The sequence below is a fragment of the Streptomyces hamibioticus genome, assembly GCF_047946815.1.
GTDB lineage: Bacteria > Actinomycetota > Actinomycetes > Streptomycetales > Streptomycetaceae > Streptomyces.
In genome coordinates this window covers 2,847,174-2,864,423 of sequence record NZ_JBKKQY010000001.1, presented here as the reverse complement: position 1 = coordinate 2,864,423, position 17,250 = coordinate 2,847,174, and the positions used below count along the sequence as shown (strand labels likewise).

The window sequence follows — 17,250 nt, the reverse complement described above, 5'->3', positions numbered from 1 at the left end:
CGGCAGGAACAGTCGGTCCACATGGACCTGGACCACCGGATCGTCACCGCGCTCAGGGCGTACGGCGGGGACCCGCGCGTGGCCGGCGCCGCGCGCGCCCTGTCCTGGGCCGGGGAGCACGGGGCGCTGTGGCTCGCGGCGGGGCTCACCGGAGCCGCCGCGGACGGCGCCCGGCGCGGCGCCTGGCTGCGCGGCACCGCCCTCACCGCGGGAGCACACCTCGTCAGCATGGGGGTGAAACGGGTGGTGCGCCGCCCGCGCCCGGCGCACGTCGAGCCCTTGGTGCGCACCGCCGGGCGGCACTCCTTCCCCAGCTCGCACGCCACCTCGGCCGCCGCCGCGGCCGTCGCCTTCGGCGCGCTCGGCCCGCGCCGGGCCCGCGCGCTGTGGCCGCTGGCCGCCGCCGTGTGCCTGTCCCGGCTGGTCGTCGGCGTCCACTACCCCTCCGACGTGGCCGCGGGCGCCGCCCTGGGCGTCCTGACGGCCCGGCTCGGCGCCGACTGGATGAGAGGAGCCGCCCGTGGCTGACACGGCCGTCCTGCACCAGCGCACCACCCGCGAGCAGCCCCCCGCACCGCCCCGCAGAGGCGGCCTCCTCGGCGGGCTGCTCAGGACCGCGCGCCCCCGGCAGTGGGTCAAGAACGTCCTCGTGGTCGCCGCCCCGGCCGCCGCGGGGGAGCTGTTCTCCCGGCACGCGCTGACCCGGACCGCCCTGGTCTTCGTCCTGTTCACCGCCTGCGCCGCCGCCGTCTACCTGGTCAACGACGCCCGCGACGCCGACGCCGACCGCGCCCACCCGGTCAAGCGCCACCGCCCGGTCGCCGCCGGGCAGGTCCCGGTGCCGGTCGCGTACGCCGTCGGGGGCACTCTCGGCGTGCTCGCGCCGGTCGCCGCCGCATGGCTGTGCCCGCCCTCCGTGGCGCTCCTGCTGGCCGCGTACCTCGTGATGCAACTGGCCTACTGCGTCAGCCTCAAGCACGTCCTGGTCGTCGACCTCGCCGTGGTCACCACCGGCTTCCTGATGCGGGCGATGATCGGCGGGCTCGCGCTCGGCATCCCGCTGTCCCGCTGGTTCCTCATCACCACCGGCTTCGGTGCGCTGTTCATGGTGTCGGCCAAGCGCTACTCCGAGGCCGTGCAGATGGCCGGCAAGGCGGGCGCCACCCGCGCCCTGCTCACCGAGTACACCACCGGCTACCTGCGTTTCGTCTGGCAGCTCGCGGCCGGTGTCGCCGTCCTCGCCTACTGCCTGTGGGCCATGGAGGAGGGCGGTGTCCCGCACACCAGCGTGCTGCCCTGGCGCCAGCTGTCCATGGTCGCCTTCATCCTCGCCATCCTGCGCTACGCCGTCTTCGCCGACCGCGGCACCGCCGGGGAGCCCGAGGACGTGGTCCTGCGCGACCGGGCGCTCGCCATGATCGGCGTGGCGTGGGTGGCCATGTACGCCCTGGCGGTGGTGAATTGGTAGCCGACCGGCGCGAACTCATCGGGTTCGCCACCGTCGGCCTGTGCGCCTACGCCACCGACCTCGCCCTCTTCACCGTCCTGCGCGGACCGGCCGGCGTCGACCCGCTCACCGCCAAGGCGCTGTCCTTCGTCGCGGGCTGCTCGGTGGCGTACGCGGGCAACGCGCTCGGCACCTACCGGCACACCCGGCCCCGGGGGCTGCGCCCGTACGCCCTGTTCTTCGCGGTCAACATCGCCGGGGCCGCCGTACAACTGCTCTGCCTGGCCGTCAGCCACTACGGTCTCGGCCTCACCTCGCAGACCGCCGACACCGTCTCCGGAGCGGGAGTCGGCATGGCGCTGGCCACACTCCTGCGCTTCTGGGGCACAAGAACACTGGTCTTCCGAGCCGGTGGAGACGACGGGCCGCCGACCGAACGGAACGAACGGAACGAACGGAACGAACGGAACGGGCGGACCGGGCTGAGCGAGCGGACAGGGGGCAGGGTCGGATCATGGACTGGCTGAAAAAGCTTCCCGTGGTGGGGCCGTGGGTGTCCCGGCTGACGATGACGCACGCCTGGCGGTCGTACGAGCGGCTGGACCGGGTGAAGTGGGCGCGGCTGTCCGCCGCCATGACCTTCACCAGCTTCGTCGCGCTGTTCCCGCTGCTCGCCCTGGCCGGCGCCATCACCGCCGCCACCCTCAGCAAGGAGCAGCAGGACCGGATCCAGGACACGATCGCCGAACAGATCCCCGGCATCTCCGACCAGCTGAACATCGAGGGCCTGGTGGAGAACGCCGGCACCGTCGGCATCATCGCGGGCGTCCTGCTGCTGTTCACCGGCATCGGCTGGATCGACGCCGTCCGGGGCTGTCTGCGCGCCGTGTGGGAACTGCCCGACGAGGAGGAGAACCCGGTGCTGCACCGGGCCAAGGACGCGGGCATCCTGGTCGGCCTCGGCGGTGCGCTGCTGGTCACGATCGCGATCTCCACCGTCGCCTCGGCGCTGGTCGGCTGGATCATCCGCCAACTGGGCATGGACAGCGGCGGCGTCGGCGGGGTCCTGCTCCACATCGCCGCGTTCGCCGTCGCCGTCCTCGCCGACTTCCTGGTCCTGCTGTACGTCCTCGGGCTGCTGCCCGGTGCCGAGCCGCCGCGCCGCCGCCTGGTGGTGGCCGCACTGATCGGCGCGGTCGGCTTCGAACTGCTCAAGCTGCTGATCAGCGGTTACATGCAGGGCGTGGCCGCGAAGAGCATGTACGGCGCGTTCGGCGTGCCCGTGGCCCTGCTGCTGTGGATCAACTTCACCTGCAAGCTGGTGCTGTTCTGCGCCGCCTGGACGGCGACGGGCGGCAAGGAGCAGGAGGGCGCGCTCAGGGACGGCTCCGGCGACGCACCAGATCGGGCAGCGGCCACCGGCGGTTGACGAGGAACACGCCGCCCGCGAGCAGCACCAGCACCCCGCCGCTGATCGCCAGCGCGGTCCCGATGCCGCTGGACCCGTCCGCCGTCGCGGCGCCGGCCACCGGCTCGGTCCCCACCGCCCCCGTCCGGGCCTCCGTGCCGCCCGCCTCCCCGGAGGCGTCCGCGCCCGGAGAGGCGCTCGGCAGCACGGCGCTCCTCGGCGGCACCAGCTCGCCCACCGGCTCGACCTTTCCGGCCGCCTTGAAGCCCCAGTCGAACAGCCGGGCGGTCTCCTTGTAGACCTCGTTGCGCTCGTCCTTCTCCGGGTGCATGACCGTCACGAGCAGCACCTTGCCGCCCTGCTCGGCGACGCCGGTGAAGGTGGAGCCCGCGTTGGTGGTGCTGCCGTTCTTCACCCCGGCGATGCCCGGATAGACCTCGACGTCCGTGTCGCCGGTGAGCAGACGGTTGGTGTTCTGAATCTCGGAGGACTCGCGGGTCGTCTTGCCCTTCTCGTTCTTCGTCGTCTTGCCCGGGAACTTCGCGCGGACGGTCGAGGCGTACTCGCGGAAGTCCTTCTTCTGCATCCCGGACCGCGCGATCAGGGTCAGGTCGTACGCGGAGGAGACCTGGCCCGGCGCGTCGTAGCCGTCCGGGCTGACCACGTGCGTGTCGAGGGCCTGGAGCTCCCCGGCGTGTTCGTTCATCTCCGCGACGGTGCCCTCCAGGCCCCCGTCGTTCATGGCGGACAGCACGTGCACCGCGTCGTTGCCGGAGCGCAGGAACACCCCGAGCCACAGGTCGTGGACCGTGTACGTCTCGCCCTCCTTGACGCCGACCATGCTGGAGCCGGGGCCGACGCCCGCCAGGTCGGAGGGGACGACCTTGTGCTTCAGGGAGCCGGGGAACTTCGGCAGCAGCGTGTCGGCGAACAGCATCTTCAGGGTGCTCGCCGGGGCCAGCCGCCAGTGCGCGTTGTGCGCGGCGAGCACATCGCCGGACTCCGCGTCGGCCACTATCCAGGAGCGGGCGGTGACGTCCTTGGGCAGCACCGGCACGCCGCTCGCGAGGTTGACCTGCGTCCCCGGCTGCCCGAGCCGGGCGCCGCCGACGGTGGACATCTTCGCCGGGGGAGTGGCCGACGGACTCGCCGACGGGCTCGCCGAGGGGCTCGCCGACTCGCTCCCCGAGGGGCTCGGGGCCGCGTGCGCGGCGGGCGCGGCCAACGCGAGCGACGAGGCGGTGATCAGGGCGGCGGAGGCGACCAGCAAGGAGCGCCTGGCGGTCTTCTTGGGTGCGGGCACGACGGAGAACGTACCTCCCGCGCGCCGGGAAGTCCCGTCCCCGTCCCCCTCCCCACCCCGCAGGCGGTTCCGGACGCGAGACGGCGATACTGGAACCATGCTGTGCCGGTTCGGGGGACGACTCCCGGACCCCCGGCCGACCTCGGGTGCCCGGCGCTGCGATGAAAGGTGCGAAGTTGTGAAGCTCAGCCGCCCCGTCTCCTGGTTCCTGCTCGCCTTCGGGGTGTGGAGCTGGGTCATCTGGATCACTTTCGTCAACAACCTGTTCAAGGACAGCAGCGGACTCGCCTTCGAGGACGGCGACCCCACGGCGTACTTCTGGGTGCACCTGACGCTCGCCATCGTTTCCTTCGTATTGGGGACGGCCATCGGGGTCATCGGGTTGCGTGGTCTGCGCGCACTGCGTCGCACGTCATAACTGAGGGGATACGACGGCATGGTGGTCGTCTTCGGGCTCGTCGCGCTGGCCGTGGTGGGCGTCCTGGTGGCCGGGAACTGGTACGTGTGGCGCCGCCTGTTCCGCGACACGACCCGAGGTCCGGGCCCGGTACGCCGGCTGGGCGCGGTGCTGATCGCCGGAGGCTGGGTCCTGACGGTCGGTGCCCTCGTCGCCGAGCGCGCGGGCGCCCCCTTCCGGCTCCAGCAGGTGCTGGCCTGGCCGGGCTTCCTCTGGCTGGCCCTGTCGCTCTACCTGCTGCTGGCGGTGGCGGTGGGGGAGCTGCCACGACCGCTGCTGCGGCGTCTGCTGGAGCGGCGCGCCGCCGCGCGGCAGCGCGCCCGGGCCGTCCCCGCCCCGGCGCCCGAGCGCATACCGGCGTGCACGGCGCCCCCGAGGACGCCGGAAGCGGAGCCTGTGGCTCCACAGTCGGGGCCGCAGCCGGAGCGGGGTCCGGAGCCGGAGTCGGGGGCGGGCCGGGAGCAGGACCGCGGGCCGGCGCCCGAGGACCCGCCCCCGGGCCGTCCGCCCGCCGCGGTCTCCCGCCGCCTCTTCGTCTCCCGGGTGATCGGCGGTGCCGCCGCCGCGGCGGCCGTGGGCACCGTCGGGTACGGGACGTACGACGTGCTGCGCGGCCCGGGCGTGAAGCGGGTCACCGTGCCGCTGGCCAAGCTGCCGCGCGCCGCCCACGGTTACCGCATCGCCGTGGTCAGCGACATCCACCTGGGCCCGGTGCTCGGCCGGGGCTTCGCCCAGAAGGTCGTCGACACGATCAACTCCACCCAGCCCGACCTGATCGCGGTCGTCGGCGACCTGGTGGACGGCAGTGTGCAGGACCTCGGCCCGGCCGCGGCACCGCTCGCCCGGCTGAAGGCCCGGCACGGCAGCTTCTTCGTCACCGGCAACCACGAGTACTTCTCGGGCGCCGAGCAGTGGGTCGACGAGGTCCGGCGCCTGGGCCTGCGCCCACTGGAGAACGCCCGCACGGCACTGCCCCACTTCGACCTGGCCGGCGTCAACGACGTGGCGGGCGAGGACGAGGGCCAGGGCCCCGACTTCGCCCGCGCCCTCGGCGACCGGGACCGTGCCCGCGCGTGCGTGCTGCTCGCCCACCAGCCGGTGCAGATCCACGAGGCCGTCGACCACGGCGTCGACCTCCAGCTCTCCGGCCACACCCACGGCGGCCAGCTCTGGCCCGGCACGCTGATCGCAGGCGCCGCCAACCCCACGCTCGCCGGCCTGGAGCGCTACGGCGACACCCAGCTGTACGTCAGCCGGGGCGCCGGTGCCTGGGGCCCGCCGACGCGCGTGGGCGCGCCGTCGGACATCACGGTGATCGAACTGGCGTCACGGCAGGCCTGAACGGAGCCGCCCGCCTACCCGGCCGCCGCTCCGGCGCCGTCCGGCCCGGCGTCGGTGGGGGCTGCCGGGGCGGGGGCGGCGGCAGGCTCCTCCTCGCGCCGCCAGGTGAGGTGCACCTGGAGATGTCCCTGGGCGCCGGTCCGGGCCAGTACCGCGCCCACTCCCGCGTCGAGCTGGATGCCGAAGTCGACGGTGACCTCGTCGGGGCGCTGGGGCAGATCACGCATCCGGCGGACGGTGAGCGCCGCGATGCCGCGCACCTGCTCCAGGGCCGCGGCGAAGGACCCGGTCGCCCGGGCCACCAGGTCGGACGGCGTCGCCGCGTCCACCACACCGACGTCGACCCGCTCCAGTTCCGCGACGACCGAGTCCCCGTCACCCAGGTCGAAACGCACCAGAGTCCCCATGCTGCCCCCTCATCCCGCCGGTCCGAACGGCCCCCTCACCGTAGCGGCCGGGCGGTCCGGCGGCAGCCGACTCGGCGCACCGGGTGCCAGGTGGGAAAGAATCCGGCCTCCGTGGCCGCCAGGAGCCCCTTTCGGCATGGCTCTTGGCGGGCCACTATAGAAAGAGCGCCTGCGCTGGGCCGGGCCGCGGGCCGGAGCCGACAAGGGGGAAGTGTGACGTGAGGTTGTCTGCGACCGACGACATCGAGACCGGCCTTGTCGACCTCAGCGACTGGGGCTTCCAGGAGGTCCTGGCACTCAGTGACCCCCGAGTCGTACAGGCGCAGGACAGCCTGCTCCGGGAACTCGTGAACAAGGCGGTCGGGCAGGCGGGCCCGGGCGGGGGCGGCGGCAGTCCGCACTTCGCCACCCAGCGCCGGGTACAGGAGGAACTGGGCGCGGCCGGGGCACCCGCCTCCCCGCCCGGCCGACCGCCGCGTGCGGCCTCGTGCTGACCCGCCACCGCATCCCGGTCGGCGACCTGGACGACAGCGCGACCGGGCGGCTCACCGCACCCGCGGTGGCCCGCATCGTGGCGGCGGAGCGCAGCCGCCGGCTGCTGATGTTCCGTGCCGTCGCCGACGCCGAACGGCAAGCCCGCTTTGACGACGGCCCGTTGCCGCCGGTGGCCGAGGCCTTCGAGCTGCTCGCCCGGGCGGAACGTTCCTGCCCCGAAGTCGTCGGCGCGCTCCTCGCCCATCCGCCGGTCGGTGTCTGGGCCGTGCGCATCCTGCAACGCCTGCGCGGCGGCGGGGATCCGGACGGCGAGCCGCCGCTGTGGCACGAGCTGGGGTACGCGCACGCCCTGGCCGGCGCCGCCGCGCTGCGCGGCGGCCTGCGCGCGACGCTGCGCGTCCCCGCACGGTCGGGCACGGTCCCCCTGCCGACCCTGGGGCAGGCCCTCTTCCCCGGCACCCGGCACCACGCCTACGACGTCGCCGACCTGGACGTCGACGGTGCCCCGGCCGCCGCGCGCCTGACGCTGCGCGGAGTGTCCGCCCCGCTGCCGGCGGGCCCCGACGGGCCCGCAGTCCCCGCAGTCCCCGCGGACCCGGGCGCGGCGGACCGCACGGCGCCGTCCCGGCCGGTCTGGCGGCCGTCGCAGACCCTGGACTGGCCGGCCGGGACCCGGGCACCGGGCATCCGGCTGGAGGACACCGATCCCTACCGGGACTTCCGCGCCCCCCACCCGCCGTCCGCCCTGGCCGGCGGGGCGGAGCCGGCCCGGTGGCAGCGGCTGCTGGACGAGGCCGCGCAGGTCCTGGAGCGACGCCATCCGCATGCGGCACGCATGGTCGCGGCGGTGCTGACGACCCTGGTGCCGCTGCCCGCGATGCCCCGCTTCCAGACGTCGAGCGCCTCGTACGCCGAAGCCTTCGGCAGCGCTCTGCTCACCCTTCCCCAGGACGGTACGGACCTCGCCGTGACCCTGGTCCACGAGGCGCGGCACTCCGTGCTCAACGGCCTGGACCACCTGGTCCGCCTCGTCGAGGTCCCCGAGCCCGGGCGGCCGGAGCCCCTGCTCTACGCCCCGTGGCGCAGCGACCCACGGCCCCTGTGGGGACTGCTGCACGGCGCGTACGCCTTCACCGGTGTCGCGGAGTTCTGGCGGGCCGAGCGCGCTGCGCTGAGCGGACGCACCGCCGACCTCGCGCACTTCGAGTTCGCCTCGCTGCGCGGCGCCCTGACCGAGGTGTGCGCCACCCTGCCCGCACGGCAGGGCCTCACCGACTGGGGGCAGCGCCTCGTAGGGCATCTGGCGGACCAGGTCGCGCGGTGGGCCGGCGACGACGTACCGCGGACGGCGCTGGACCAGGCGCGTGCGGAACTCGTGGACCTGCGGGCCACCTGGCGGATACGCAACCTCCGGCCCGACCCGGCCGCTTGCCGCCGGCTGACCGACCGGTGGATGCGCGGCGGCGCCGCCGACCGGGCCGCCGTCCCCGGGCCGGCGCTGCGCGACCGCCCGCTGTTCGACTCCCCGGAACCGCGCGGCCAGTTGCGGCGGATCCTCCTGGCGGACGGCCCCGCCGCCCTGCGCGGCACGCCCGAGGACACCATCCCGTACCACCGCGACCCCGGCCTGCTCGACATCGACCGGACGCTGGTGCGCGGGGAGGCGGACGACGCCGTGCGGCAGTACCGCAAGGTGCTCACCGAAGACCCCGCCTGCCCGCCGGCCTGGATCGGACTGGGCCTCGCCCTGCGGGCCACCGGCCGGGACCGCGCCGCGCGTGCCCTGCTGGGGCGGCCGGAGGTGGTGCGCGCGGTGGCACTCGGGACGCGGTCGCGCACCGGCCGCCTGCCCGACCCGGCGGAACTCGCCGAGTGGCTGGAGGGCGTACCCGCCCTGTTCGCCTCCGACGCGTACGGGTGAGGCCCCGGGCGCCGCACACGGCCGACGCGTCCGGCGCCGCGTACGGGTGACGGCGCCCGCCGGGCCGGCCGGCGGACGCCCTCGGCGGGTCACATGGGCAGCGAGTCGATGTCGCAGTTGGCGATCTTCCGCTCGGCCGCCGCCAGGCAGGCCGGGTGCTCCGGTCCCAGCGTGCGCCGGTACCGCTCCAGCGTCTCCGTGTACAGCGGCTCCGCGTCGTCCTCCCGGCCGAGCAGCCGCAGCCCCAGGGAGAGGTTGAGCGCCATGGCCAGGCTGACCGGGTGCTCCTCGCCCATCCGCCGGCGGCAGTCCGCCAGCCCGCGCTGCGCGAGGTCCACCGACGCCTGGGTCTCCCCCAGTTCGTAGAGGTCGGCGACGAGGTTGGCCACGCAGGCCAGGGTGTTGGGGTGGTCGCCGCCCAGCAGCCGTGTCAGCCGCCGGTGCGCCGCCTCGTCCAGCGCCCGGGCCTTCTCCACCTTGCCCACCAGCCGCAGGCACACGGCGTGGTTGACCTCCGCCGCGATCGTGTGCGGATGGTCCTTGCCCAGCAGGTTGCGGTAACCGTCGACACCCTGCTGGCCCAGTTCCAGGGCACGGTCCAGGTCCCCGGAGTGGCGGACGTCGATGGCGTACGCGAGCAGGGAGTTGACCGTCGCCGGGTACTTGTCGCCGTACCGCCTGCGGAACAGGGCCAGCGCCTTGCCGGACAGCTCCAGCGCGGCGTCGTGGTGCCCCGCCCGCCGTTCGGCCACCGCGCGCATCTTGGTGGTGGCCATGGACGCCGGGTGCATCTCGCCGTAGTTGTAGTGGTAGCGGTCCGCCAGGTCCTCCACCATGTCGCGGGCCCGGACGTACTCCCCGGCCTCCTGCAGGTCGAGCACCACGGCCGCCAGCGTGGACAGGGTCGACTGGGCGTTCTCGCCCAGCTCCTCCACCTTGCGCCGGTGGGTGATCTGGTCGAGTTCCAGCGCCTGCTGGAACTCCCCGACGAACCGCAGGTTGAGCGCGTGCCGGTGGGCGGCGAGCAGGGTGGACAGGTCGTTGGGGCCGAAGAGGCGCTCACACGTCTCGTAGGCGTGCTTGTCGAGCTCCATCGACCGGTCGAACTCGCCCCGCAGCCGGTAGTCCCAGGCGAGCATGCTGGTGATCTCCAGCGTCGACTCGTGCTCCGGGCCCAGCACCTCCGTCATCGTGGCCAGTGTGCGCTGGTCCAGCTCGAAGGCCTCGGGGTAGCGGCCCAGGATGCGCAGCGCGTCGGTGAAGAGCTTGGCGGCGGCCAGGGTCTGCTCGGGGCTGCCCTCCGGCACGTTCTGCCAGGTGTGGTACGCCTGCTCGGCCAGGTCGAGCGAGCCCTGGTGGTCGCCCCACGAGAACATGTACTGGATCTCGTTGAGGACCAGCTGACGCACCCACGGGTCGGTCGACTCCACGGCCCGGCTGTGCAGCACGTGGGGCAGCAGCTCGCCGTACTGCTGCCACTGGTGCGAGGCCGTCGGTTCGCCCGGGTCGCCCTGGGCCAGCAGCCAGTGGGCACCGGTGCGCATCTGCCGGGTCAGCTCGCCCGGCATCTGGTTGATCAGCACCCGCTGGACCAGTCGGTGCAGCTGGATGGTGTTGGTGTTGTGGTTGATCCGGGCCAGCGCGTACCGGTTGATCTCGCGGATGGCCCGGCCGAGCCGGATCGGGTCGCTCAGCGCCACCCTCAGCTCCGCCGGTACGGGGGCGTCGCGGACGCCGGTGAACAGCCGGCGGGAGATCGGCTCCGGAGCGAAGAAGGCACACGCCTGGAGCAGTTGCAGGGCGGCCGGGTGGTTCTTGCGCAGCCGCTCCAGGGAGACGTTCCAGGCGGCGGCCACGGACAGCGGGTAGTCCGGCGGGGGGTCACTGAGCATCAGCTCGTTGGCCTGCTGCTCGAACAGGCGCAGGTACTCATCCGCCGGCATGCCGGTCTCGGCCAGCCACACGGCGGCCTGCTCGATCCCCAGGGGAAGGTCCCCGAGGGTCTCCGCGAGCCGGTCGGCCGTCTCGTCGTCCAGCATCGGCGCCCGCAACTGCAGCAGCGACCGGCTCTCCTCACGCGTGAACACGTCGACCTCCAGGGGACGTGCCGACGTGGCCCATTGGGCGTTGCGCGAGGTGACGAGAATACGGCCCGGGCCATTGGTGGGGAAAAAGTCGCGCACGGCCTCGGGGTTTTCTGCGTTGTCGAATACGAGAAGCCAATTCTTGTACGGCTCGCCGATGCGCAACGCCTCGATCACGGCCGGAACGGCCGTATTCGCCTCCCCGCTTCCCACATTCAGCCCAAGGCGGCCGGCCAGCATCACCAGGAACTGGCGGATCTGCTGCGGCTGTTCCGAGGGGATCCACCAGATGACCTGGTACTCGTGCATATGGCGGTAGACGTACTCCACGGCGAGCTGGGACTTGCCCACGCCCCCCATTCCCTGGAGCGCCTCGGGCAGCACCGCCGTGGTGCCCTCCTGGAGCCTGCGGTGCAGGTTCTCCAGCAGCTGGACCCGCCCGGTGAAGGCGCGGTTGCGCGGAGGGACATTTCCCCAGACGGGTGGCGGTTTCTGCAGCCCGTCACTCCTCGGTCCGACTGGTGCGGACTGCAAGCCGCTCACGGTCATGTTCCCTTCTCCATCGGATCCAGAATCTGCGACGTCGAACCCGGAATCCTCGGCCTCTCCGCCTAACGGGGCGCCTCGGCCCGAGGTTTCGGCCTCATTGACCGCGGGGGGAGGGGGAGGAGTTCGGGCGGCGTCCGCCGCCGACAGCTTGTCACTCAGTTGGGCCATGGCTGTCGCATACGGAGCGCCCATGGCCGCGAAGGCGGGAAAGGCGGAGGAGAACCATGGCTGTAACACTTCCACGGGCAGCCGGGCGGCGCGAGTCGGATCGCGCACCAGACGGCCCAGGTGGGAGAAGCTGCGGCCGACCGGTCCCTCCGCGGTGGCGGCGATGTGATCGGCGGCCAGCATGATGGCGAGGGCCGTCTCCCGGCGGGTGCCCTCCGACAGCAGCTCCCGGCGTAAGCCGTCGCCGATCTCCAGTTCCGCGCGCGCCTCGGCCGGGACCTCGCGGTCGGCGGGGATCTGTCGCAGCAGCCCGCTGATCAGCAGTTCGGCCACGTGCCAGGTACGGGCCTCGGGCAGCAGCCGGGTCTGCACCAGCCGGAGCAGCGACAGGTTCAGCAGGGGGAGGGCGGCACACAGCCGGGCCAGCCGGTAGGCGGTCGGGGAGAGGCGGGCGCGCAGGGTCCGGGCCCGTACCGCGGCGGGCGGCGGGTCGGCCGGCCGCGGGTCGGCGGGCGGGGCCGCGGCGGACGCGAACAGCGCCCGCACCTCGTAGGCGCCGGGGTGCTCGCCCGCCGTGAACCGGGCCCAGCGACCGAGCCCCTCCGGCGACAGCGGGAGCAGCGGCACCGCGGTGCCCGAGCCGGCGGGCTGCCGCCATCCGTCCTGGGGCGGCAGCGTGAACGGGTCACGCACCACCGACCAGGCGGCGTTGGGGGCGGCGGGACCGGGGCTGGCCAGCTCCACCCGCTCGGCATACGTACCGGTCCGGGCCCAGACGTGCTCCGGCAGGGTGTGCAGGACGGCGACGGGCAGGTCCCGGGCCCAGCGCGCCAGCGTGCGGGGTGCCGTCCCGTCCTCCCAGTGCCCGGCGTGGAGGTCGGAGAGCACCAGCAGCACCTGGCGCCCGTCGGCGGCGGGCACCGGGGGCCGGGCGGCGCCGGCCGGGGCGGACCAGTGGACCAGCCGCACATCGCGGAACGCCCCCGAGCCGTGCAGGGTGTCCCGCAGCCGCCCGGCCGTCGCCGTCCACAGCCGCATGGAGTCGCCCGAGTCGGCCAGCAGCGTCGCCGTCAGCCAGCGCTCCTCGGCCGGCTGCTGGCGGGGCAGCCACACACCGAGTTCGGCGGCGGTCTCGGCGGTCGCCTCCTCGTCCAGGCGGAGGCGGTGCGGTGCCTCGACCCGCCGCTTCAGCGGCAGCATCGCCTTCTCGACGGCCCGCGACCGGTCGAGCGCCAGCTGCCTGCCGAACTCCCCGAGCAGTGACTCCAGCCGGTCCGCCCGCGCGGGGCCGGACCGGGACGCGGAGGGCCGGGGGGTGCCGTTCGGCGGGGTGCCGTGCGGATCGGGGTCGAACGGGGCGTGCGCGGCGGCGGGCGGTGTCGTCCGCACGTCCTCCGGTTGACTCGGCTCGGTCGCGGCCGGGGCTCCCGGCCGGGGCGGGGGGCGCCGCTCGGCCACGTCGGGCCGCTCGGACCGGTCACCGCCCGCCGCGGCGTCGCCCTGCCCGTCCGCCGGACCGCCGTCGTGCCGGACCGCCCGTCGCAGCAGCCGCTCGCGCTGGACCGCGAGCCACAGCGCCTCACCGGCCTCGAACCACGTCGGTTCCGCGCCGTCGGGTGTTCCGCGCAGCCCGGCGCCCGAGGCGGCACCCGGCCCGTCACCGTCGCCCGCCCCGCCGTCCCGGAAGGGCAACCGGATCATCCAGCTTCGCCCTCGTCGAGTCGGCGCCACAGCGCGTGCAGCAGTTCGTTCCACGAACCCTCGTCGGGGCCCGACGGGGTGGTGCGCAGGAACTCGGAGTTGAGGAGCTGGTCGGCGGCGAGGGAACTGCCCGCCCGGGACCTGGCCAGGAAGTCGCGGATCATCGTCATCCGTCCCTCGCCGTCCTCGTGGGACAACTGGGCGGCGAGCATCGCCGCGAGCTGGTCGGCGTCCGGCGCCGGCAGGTCCAGGTACAGGCAACGGCGCAGGAACGCCGGGGGGAGCGACCGCTCGCCGTTGCTGGTGATGATCACGACGGGGAAGGCGGAGCAGCGCACCAGGCCGTGGTGGATCACCGCCGTGCCGTCGGGGTCGTCGGTGTGCACCTCGACGTCCGCCATCCGGGCGCGCACCCGGGCCAGCTCCGGGATCCGGTACTCGCCGTCCTCGAAGGCGCTCAGCAGATCACTGGCGAGGTCCGTGTCGGCCTTGTCGAACTCGTCGATCAGCAGCACCCGGGGCACCGCCCGGGGCAGCAGGGCCGTGCCGAGCGGCCCGAGCTGGATGTAGTCGCCGAGGTCGTGCAGAACCTCGGTCTCGACTCCCGCGGCCTGCTCCTTCGCGGCCTGGTCCGGGTCCGCCGCCGCGGGTGCGGCACCGCGCAGCGCTCCCCGGGCCGCGGCCTCCTGCACCCTGCCGATGGCGTCGTAGGAGTACAGGCCCTCCCGGAGCGTGCTGCGGCTGGTGATCGGCCAGCGTAAGACGCGGCCGAGCCCCAGCTCACGGGCGATGCAGTGGGCCAGGCTCGACTTGCCGATGCCGGGCGGGCCGGCCACGATCAGCGGGCGGCGCAGAAAGAGCGCGGCATTGACGAGGTCCAGCTCGCCGGCGGAGGCCCGCCGGGCCACCGGGGTGCCGACCGGCCCGAGGCGGCGGGTGAACTCGTCCTCGTCCCGCGGCGGTTCGGAGGTGATGACGGGGCCGCCGGAGAACCGGCGCCATGGCGGAGCCGCGGGCAGCACCTCGTTCAGGGGCGCTCCTTCGCGGGGTTGTCCCGTACCGCGGTAGATGTGCCAGGCGCCCGGATCGACGGCCACGCCGTCGGCCGCCGGACCGTGCAGACCCCGTTCGGTCATCAGCCCTCCCCCTCGCCCTGCGTCTTGCCCGTTCAGCGCACGTACGCACCTTTCCGCCGTCGGTCCCCGGCGCCCGCGCTCCGGTGGGCCCGACGTGGTTCGTCGGGTGTCCGGCGGAACCTCACAACGCCGGATCCGGGGCCTCGGGAAGGCGGTTCGGATCGTCCCACAGCACCGCTATGCGAGACCGGATGCAGCCCTGCCCATCGTCCCGTGGATCGGGAGCGAAGCGCAAGCGCGTGACATGGTCGAGAAGGGCTTCCCAGGCGCCCGTCTCGGCCACTCGTTCGGCGGCTGCGGTCTCCCGTGCGCCCAGATGCCCCTGATGCGCCCACAGGAGCACGGGCAGCCCCGCCTGCAGGCCGAGCATGAGTTCGCTGCGCCCCGCCGCGTCCTGAGGCGAGGAGCCGAGCGCCATCACGACGATGTCCGGGTTCTGCTTCAACTGGGCGTAAAGGAGCTGCTGTTGGGCGCCGTCGCCCTGCTTGCACCGGTGCACGCGCCCCTGCGTGCCGCGCGTGAGGACGTTCCAGCGCTCGTTCCAGACCCGGTGCAGCTGGAGTGCCTCCATGCGCTCCAGGCTTCTTATGACGACGTTGTAGTCGGCCCCGAGCGAAGGTGTGAACGACGCGTCACCGGCCACCTCGCCGAAGGGACTGCTCCGGGGCCAGTCCTCCACCGGCTCGTTGACCATGTCCACCGGAAGGATGAACTCCAGCACGACGCCGCCCTGATGGGTGCGCAGCCGGGCCTCCTCCTGGTCGACCAGCCGGGCCACGTGGGCCGGCACGTCCGCGAACGGCATCCGCCGGTCGTCGCGCTGGCGCGGCTCCCAGGTGTCGCCGGCGCTGGTCCAGCAGGTCAGCCAGACGTCCCGGCGCTGGTCCGAGCAGGGCTGGACCCGGACCACCACGTAGGCGGCGCCCTCGGTCTTGCGCCGCCAGGTGCCCGTGGCCCGGCGTGCCTCGCCCAGCGTGCGCATGGCGTCGACGCCCCGGGGCGTCACCGTGCGCACGTGGTGGCTGAGCCAGCGGCGCAGCGGGTCCCCGAGGCCGGGGCCGACGGCGCAGGCGACCTCCTCGACGAAGCGCACGGTCCGCGGCACCCCGTCCACCGGGACGTTGCACTGCTCCAGCAGTTCGTAGGCCTCCCACGCCGTGCGCACCGCGGCGGGCAGCGCGCCGAACTCCTCGCCCGCGACGAAGGCGAAGATCGCGGCCAGGTCCGGGACGGTCCGCCGGTCCAGGCCGCCGAGCAGCGCGGCCAGTTCGCCGCGCCGGCCGGGATCCGTGGCCGGCTGCACCGGTCCGTGGGCCAGGGCGGCCGCCTGTTCCGAGGGCAGGTCGTAGTCGGCGAGGAAGCGCACCGTCGCGGCCAGCTCCCGCCACCCGTCCGGCACGGTGCCGAAGGTGCGCACCATCTCGACGAGATGGGGCTTCTTGTCGTCGAACTCGGCCACCGACAGGCGCTGCCGCAGCCGGTCCAGGGCGGAGTCCACACAGAGCCGGCGCGATCTGAGGCTGTCCAGCACGGGCACCTTCATCAGCGCGTCCACCAGCTGCTCCGCCCGCTCGGCGCCGAACGGGTCCTCGAGGTCCGCGGGCCGCACCGCGTAGGCCGGGTAGTCACGCATGATCGGCCCCGTCGATGTCGGCGCCGGTCAGACGGTCCGGCCACAGCCGCCGCGCCTGCTCGGCGAAACGGCGTACGGAGAGGGTGTCGCCCTCCAGCTCCCGCACCGCCCGGACCAGTTCGCGCGGGCCGTCGGTGAAGTCACCGCAGCGGCGCACCAGGTGGTAGATCTGCAACCGGGGCCGGTCCTCGCGCGGGACGCCGCCGGAGATCCGGTCGGGGAGGAGGGACAGCAGCCCCCGGCCGCCGTCCGGGGCGGCGGCGCCGGTGGCCAGCAGGGAGTTGACGACGTCCCACGGCCCGGCCGGGGGACCGGGGGGCGGGTCGGCCGGGGGACCGGTACCGCCGTCGTCGGCCGGTGCCGCGTAGGGGGTGCCGGCCAGCAGGGCGAAGGGGACCATCCACGCGACGCGCGTAGGCACGGGCGCGGCGCGGTCCAGTACCGAGGAGACCACGCCGTACACCGCGCGGGCCCGTCGGTCCCACACGCCCGCGCCGCTGAACCCCCGCTCGATCCGGGCGCCCTGCCCGTCGCCGTCCAGCTGGAGCCAGTGCGGCTGCGGTCCGCCGGAGGCGACCGGGTGCGCCGACGCCCAGACGCCGTCCGGTACGTCGGCGGGGTGACCGAAGACCAGGACCGGCGCACCGGTCTCCGGGGCGGCGGCCGTCACGGGGGCGGGCGCGGTGCCGGGCGGCGGTGGCCCGGCGAGCCGTAACACGGCGAGGTCACCGGCCGGTGCGCGGCGGAACCAGCCGCCCTCCGCGACGCGGGCCGGCACCGGCGGGGTGCCCGGCGGGGCGGTGGGGAAGTCCACCTCCAGGGTTCCGGCCGGGGGCTCCTCCGTGCGGGGGCGGCGCAGTGCCGCCTCCACGACGTGTGCGCACGTGACGGCGAGCCCGTCGGCCAGCAGCACGGCCGCTCCGGCGACCGGCCTGCGCCGGTGTCCCGCGTCCCCCGGGGCGCGCGCGCCGCCCGCCGGGCTGCCGTCATGTCCGCCGACGAGGACCCGGATCCGCCACGGCGCCCCGTCGTCCCCCGCCCGGGCATCCTGCGTCGACCTGTCCGTCCCCGTTCGCACCACGTCCCTGTGTCCCCCTCACACACGCGTCGGGCAACGCCCCCGTGCTCACTGCCCCGGCCTGCCAGGTTAAGCCGAAGCAGCCTGCGTGGGTACGGTCCGTGCACGGCGGCCTCCCGGGC

14 protein-coding genes are annotated in these 17,250 nt (G+C 74.3%); 8 read left to right on the top strand and 6 right to left on the bottom strand.

The window, feature by feature from the left end; all coding sequences use genetic code 11:
- Positions 1-21 precede the first annotated feature (21 nt).
- From ACLGIH_RS12685 to ACLGIH_RS12670, 4 genes are read left to right on the top strand one after another with little or no spacing between them, the layout of a single operon-like run.
- Positions 22-528 carry a phosphatase PAP2 family protein gene (locus tag ACLGIH_RS12685; protein ID WP_416525357.1) on the top strand — a complete coding sequence of 169 codons (507 nt, stop codon included), beginning with the start codon at positions 22-24 and terminating at the stop codon, positions 526-528.
- A complete protein-coding gene (locus tag ACLGIH_RS12680) occupies positions 521-1,468 on the top strand; it encodes a decaprenyl-phosphate phosphoribosyltransferase (RefSeq protein ID WP_416525356.1) in 948 nt (315 codons plus the stop codon). Before ACLGIH_RS12685 ends, ACLGIH_RS12680 begins: the two co-directional genes overlap by 8 nt.
- Positions 1,462-1,974 (top strand): GtrA family protein, encoded by a 513-nt coding sequence (locus ACLGIH_RS12675; RefSeq protein WP_416525355.1) that lies wholly within the window; start codon positions 1,462-1,464, stop codon positions 1,972-1,974. Before ACLGIH_RS12680 ends, ACLGIH_RS12675 begins: the two co-directional genes overlap by 7 nt.
- On the top strand, positions 1,962-2,876 hold the full coding sequence (locus ACLGIH_RS12670) for a YihY/virulence factor BrkB family protein (protein WP_416525354.1): 915 nt from the start codon (positions 1,962-1,964) through the stop codon (positions 2,874-2,876). Before ACLGIH_RS12675 ends, ACLGIH_RS12670 begins: the two co-directional genes overlap by 13 nt.
- Here ACLGIH_RS12670 and ACLGIH_RS12665 read toward each other — a convergent pair.
- A complete protein-coding gene (locus tag ACLGIH_RS12665; RefSeq protein ID WP_416525353.1) occupies positions 2,824-4,158 on the bottom strand; it encodes a D-alanyl-D-alanine carboxypeptidase family protein in 1,335 nt (444 codons plus the stop codon). The genes ACLGIH_RS12670 and ACLGIH_RS12665 overlap by 53 nt on opposite strands.
- Before the next feature lie 178 nt (positions 4,159-4,336).
- On the opposite strand from ACLGIH_RS12665, the gene ACLGIH_RS12660 reads away from it, so the two are divergent.
- Together ACLGIH_RS12660 and ACLGIH_RS12655 are read left to right on the top strand one after the other, a co-directional pair.
- The gene (locus ACLGIH_RS12660) at positions 4,337-4,576 is read left to right on the top strand and encodes an SCO4848 family membrane protein (protein WP_416525352.1); all 240 of its coding nucleotides are present in this window, start codon (positions 4,337-4,339) and stop codon (positions 4,574-4,576) included.
- An 18-nt stretch (positions 4,577-4,594) separates the two neighbouring features.
- Positions 4,595-5,956 (top strand): metallophosphoesterase, encoded by a 1,362-nt coding sequence (locus ACLGIH_RS12655; protein WP_416525351.1) that lies wholly within the window; start codon positions 4,595-4,597, stop codon positions 5,954-5,956.
- A 14-nt stretch (positions 5,957-5,970) separates the two neighbouring features.
- Here ACLGIH_RS12655 and ACLGIH_RS12650 read toward each other — a convergent pair whose 3' ends face one another.
- On the bottom strand, positions 5,971-6,363 hold the full coding sequence (locus ACLGIH_RS12650; protein ID WP_416525350.1) for a CU044_2847 family protein: 393 nt from the start codon (positions 6,361-6,363) through the stop codon (positions 5,971-5,973).
- Positions 6,364-6,581: 218 nt separating this feature from the next.
- On the opposite strand from ACLGIH_RS12650, the gene ACLGIH_RS12645 reads away from it, so the two are divergent.
- On the top strand, positions 6,582-6,857 hold the full coding sequence (locus ACLGIH_RS12645; RefSeq protein WP_416525349.1) for a hypothetical protein: 276 nt from the start codon (positions 6,582-6,584) through the stop codon (positions 6,855-6,857).
- The gene (locus tag ACLGIH_RS12640) at positions 6,851-8,779 is read left to right on the top strand and encodes an aKG-HExxH-type peptide beta-hydroxylase (protein ID WP_416525348.1); all 1,929 of its coding nucleotides are present in this window, start codon (positions 6,851-6,853) and stop codon (positions 8,777-8,779) included. Before ACLGIH_RS12645 ends, ACLGIH_RS12640 begins: the two co-directional genes overlap by 7 nt.
- Before the next feature lie 89 nt (positions 8,780-8,868).
- On the opposite strand, the gene fxsT is transcribed toward ACLGIH_RS12640, so the two are convergent.
- From fxsT to ACLGIH_RS12620, 4 genes are all read right to left on the bottom strand, one after another.
- A complete protein-coding gene (fxsT, locus tag ACLGIH_RS12635; RefSeq protein WP_416525347.1) occupies positions 8,869-13,281 on the bottom strand; it encodes an FxSxx-COOH system tetratricopeptide repeat protein in 4,413 nt (1,470 codons plus the stop codon).
- Positions 13,278-14,417, bottom strand: a complete 1,140-nt coding sequence (locus tag ACLGIH_RS12630) for a MoxR family ATPase (protein ID WP_416525346.1) — start codon at positions 14,415-14,417, stop codon at positions 13,278-13,280. The genes fxsT and ACLGIH_RS12630 overlap by 4 nt, the downstream gene beginning before the upstream one ends.
- A gap of 121 nt (positions 14,418-14,538) precedes the next feature.
- Positions 14,539-16,050: a VMAP-C domain-containing protein gene (locus tag ACLGIH_RS12625; protein WP_416525345.1), complete on the bottom strand. Its 1,512-nt coding sequence runs from the start codon at positions 16,048-16,050 to the stop codon at positions 14,539-14,541.
- Positions 16,043-17,131: an effector-associated domain 2-containing protein gene (locus ACLGIH_RS12620; protein WP_416525344.1), complete on the bottom strand. Its 1,089-nt coding sequence runs from the start codon at positions 17,129-17,131 to the stop codon at positions 16,043-16,045. Before ACLGIH_RS12620 ends, ACLGIH_RS12625 begins: the two co-directional genes overlap by 8 nt.
- Between the last annotated feature and the right edge of the window lie 119 nt (positions 17,132-17,250).

Coding starts and splice junctions, on each gene's coding strand:
- ACLGIH_RS12625 (WP_416525345.1), bottom strand. CDS start 16,050: ATGCGTGACTACCCGGCCTACGCGGTGCGGCCCGCGGACCTCGAGGAC.
- fxsT (WP_416525347.1), bottom strand. CDS start 13,281: ATGATCCGGTTGCCCTTCCGGGACGGCGGGGCGGGCGACGGTGACGGG.
- ACLGIH_RS12655 (WP_416525351.1), top strand. CDS start 4,595: ATGGTGGTCGTCTTCGGGCTCGTCGCGCTGGCCGTGGTGGGCGTCCTG.
- ACLGIH_RS12685 (WP_416525357.1), top strand. CDS start 22: ATGGACCTGGACCACCGGATCGTCACCGCGCTCAGGGCGTACGGCGGG.
- ACLGIH_RS12670 (WP_416525354.1), top strand. CDS start 1,962: ATGGACTGGCTGAAAAAGCTTCCCGTGGTGGGGCCGTGGGTGTCCCGG.
- ACLGIH_RS12630 (WP_416525346.1), bottom strand. CDS start 14,417: ATGACCGAACGGGGTCTGCACGGTCCGGCGGCCGACGGCGTGGCCGTC.
- ACLGIH_RS12650 (WP_416525350.1), bottom strand. CDS start 6,363: ATGGGGACTCTGGTGCGTTTCGACCTGGGTGACGGGGACTCGGTCGTC.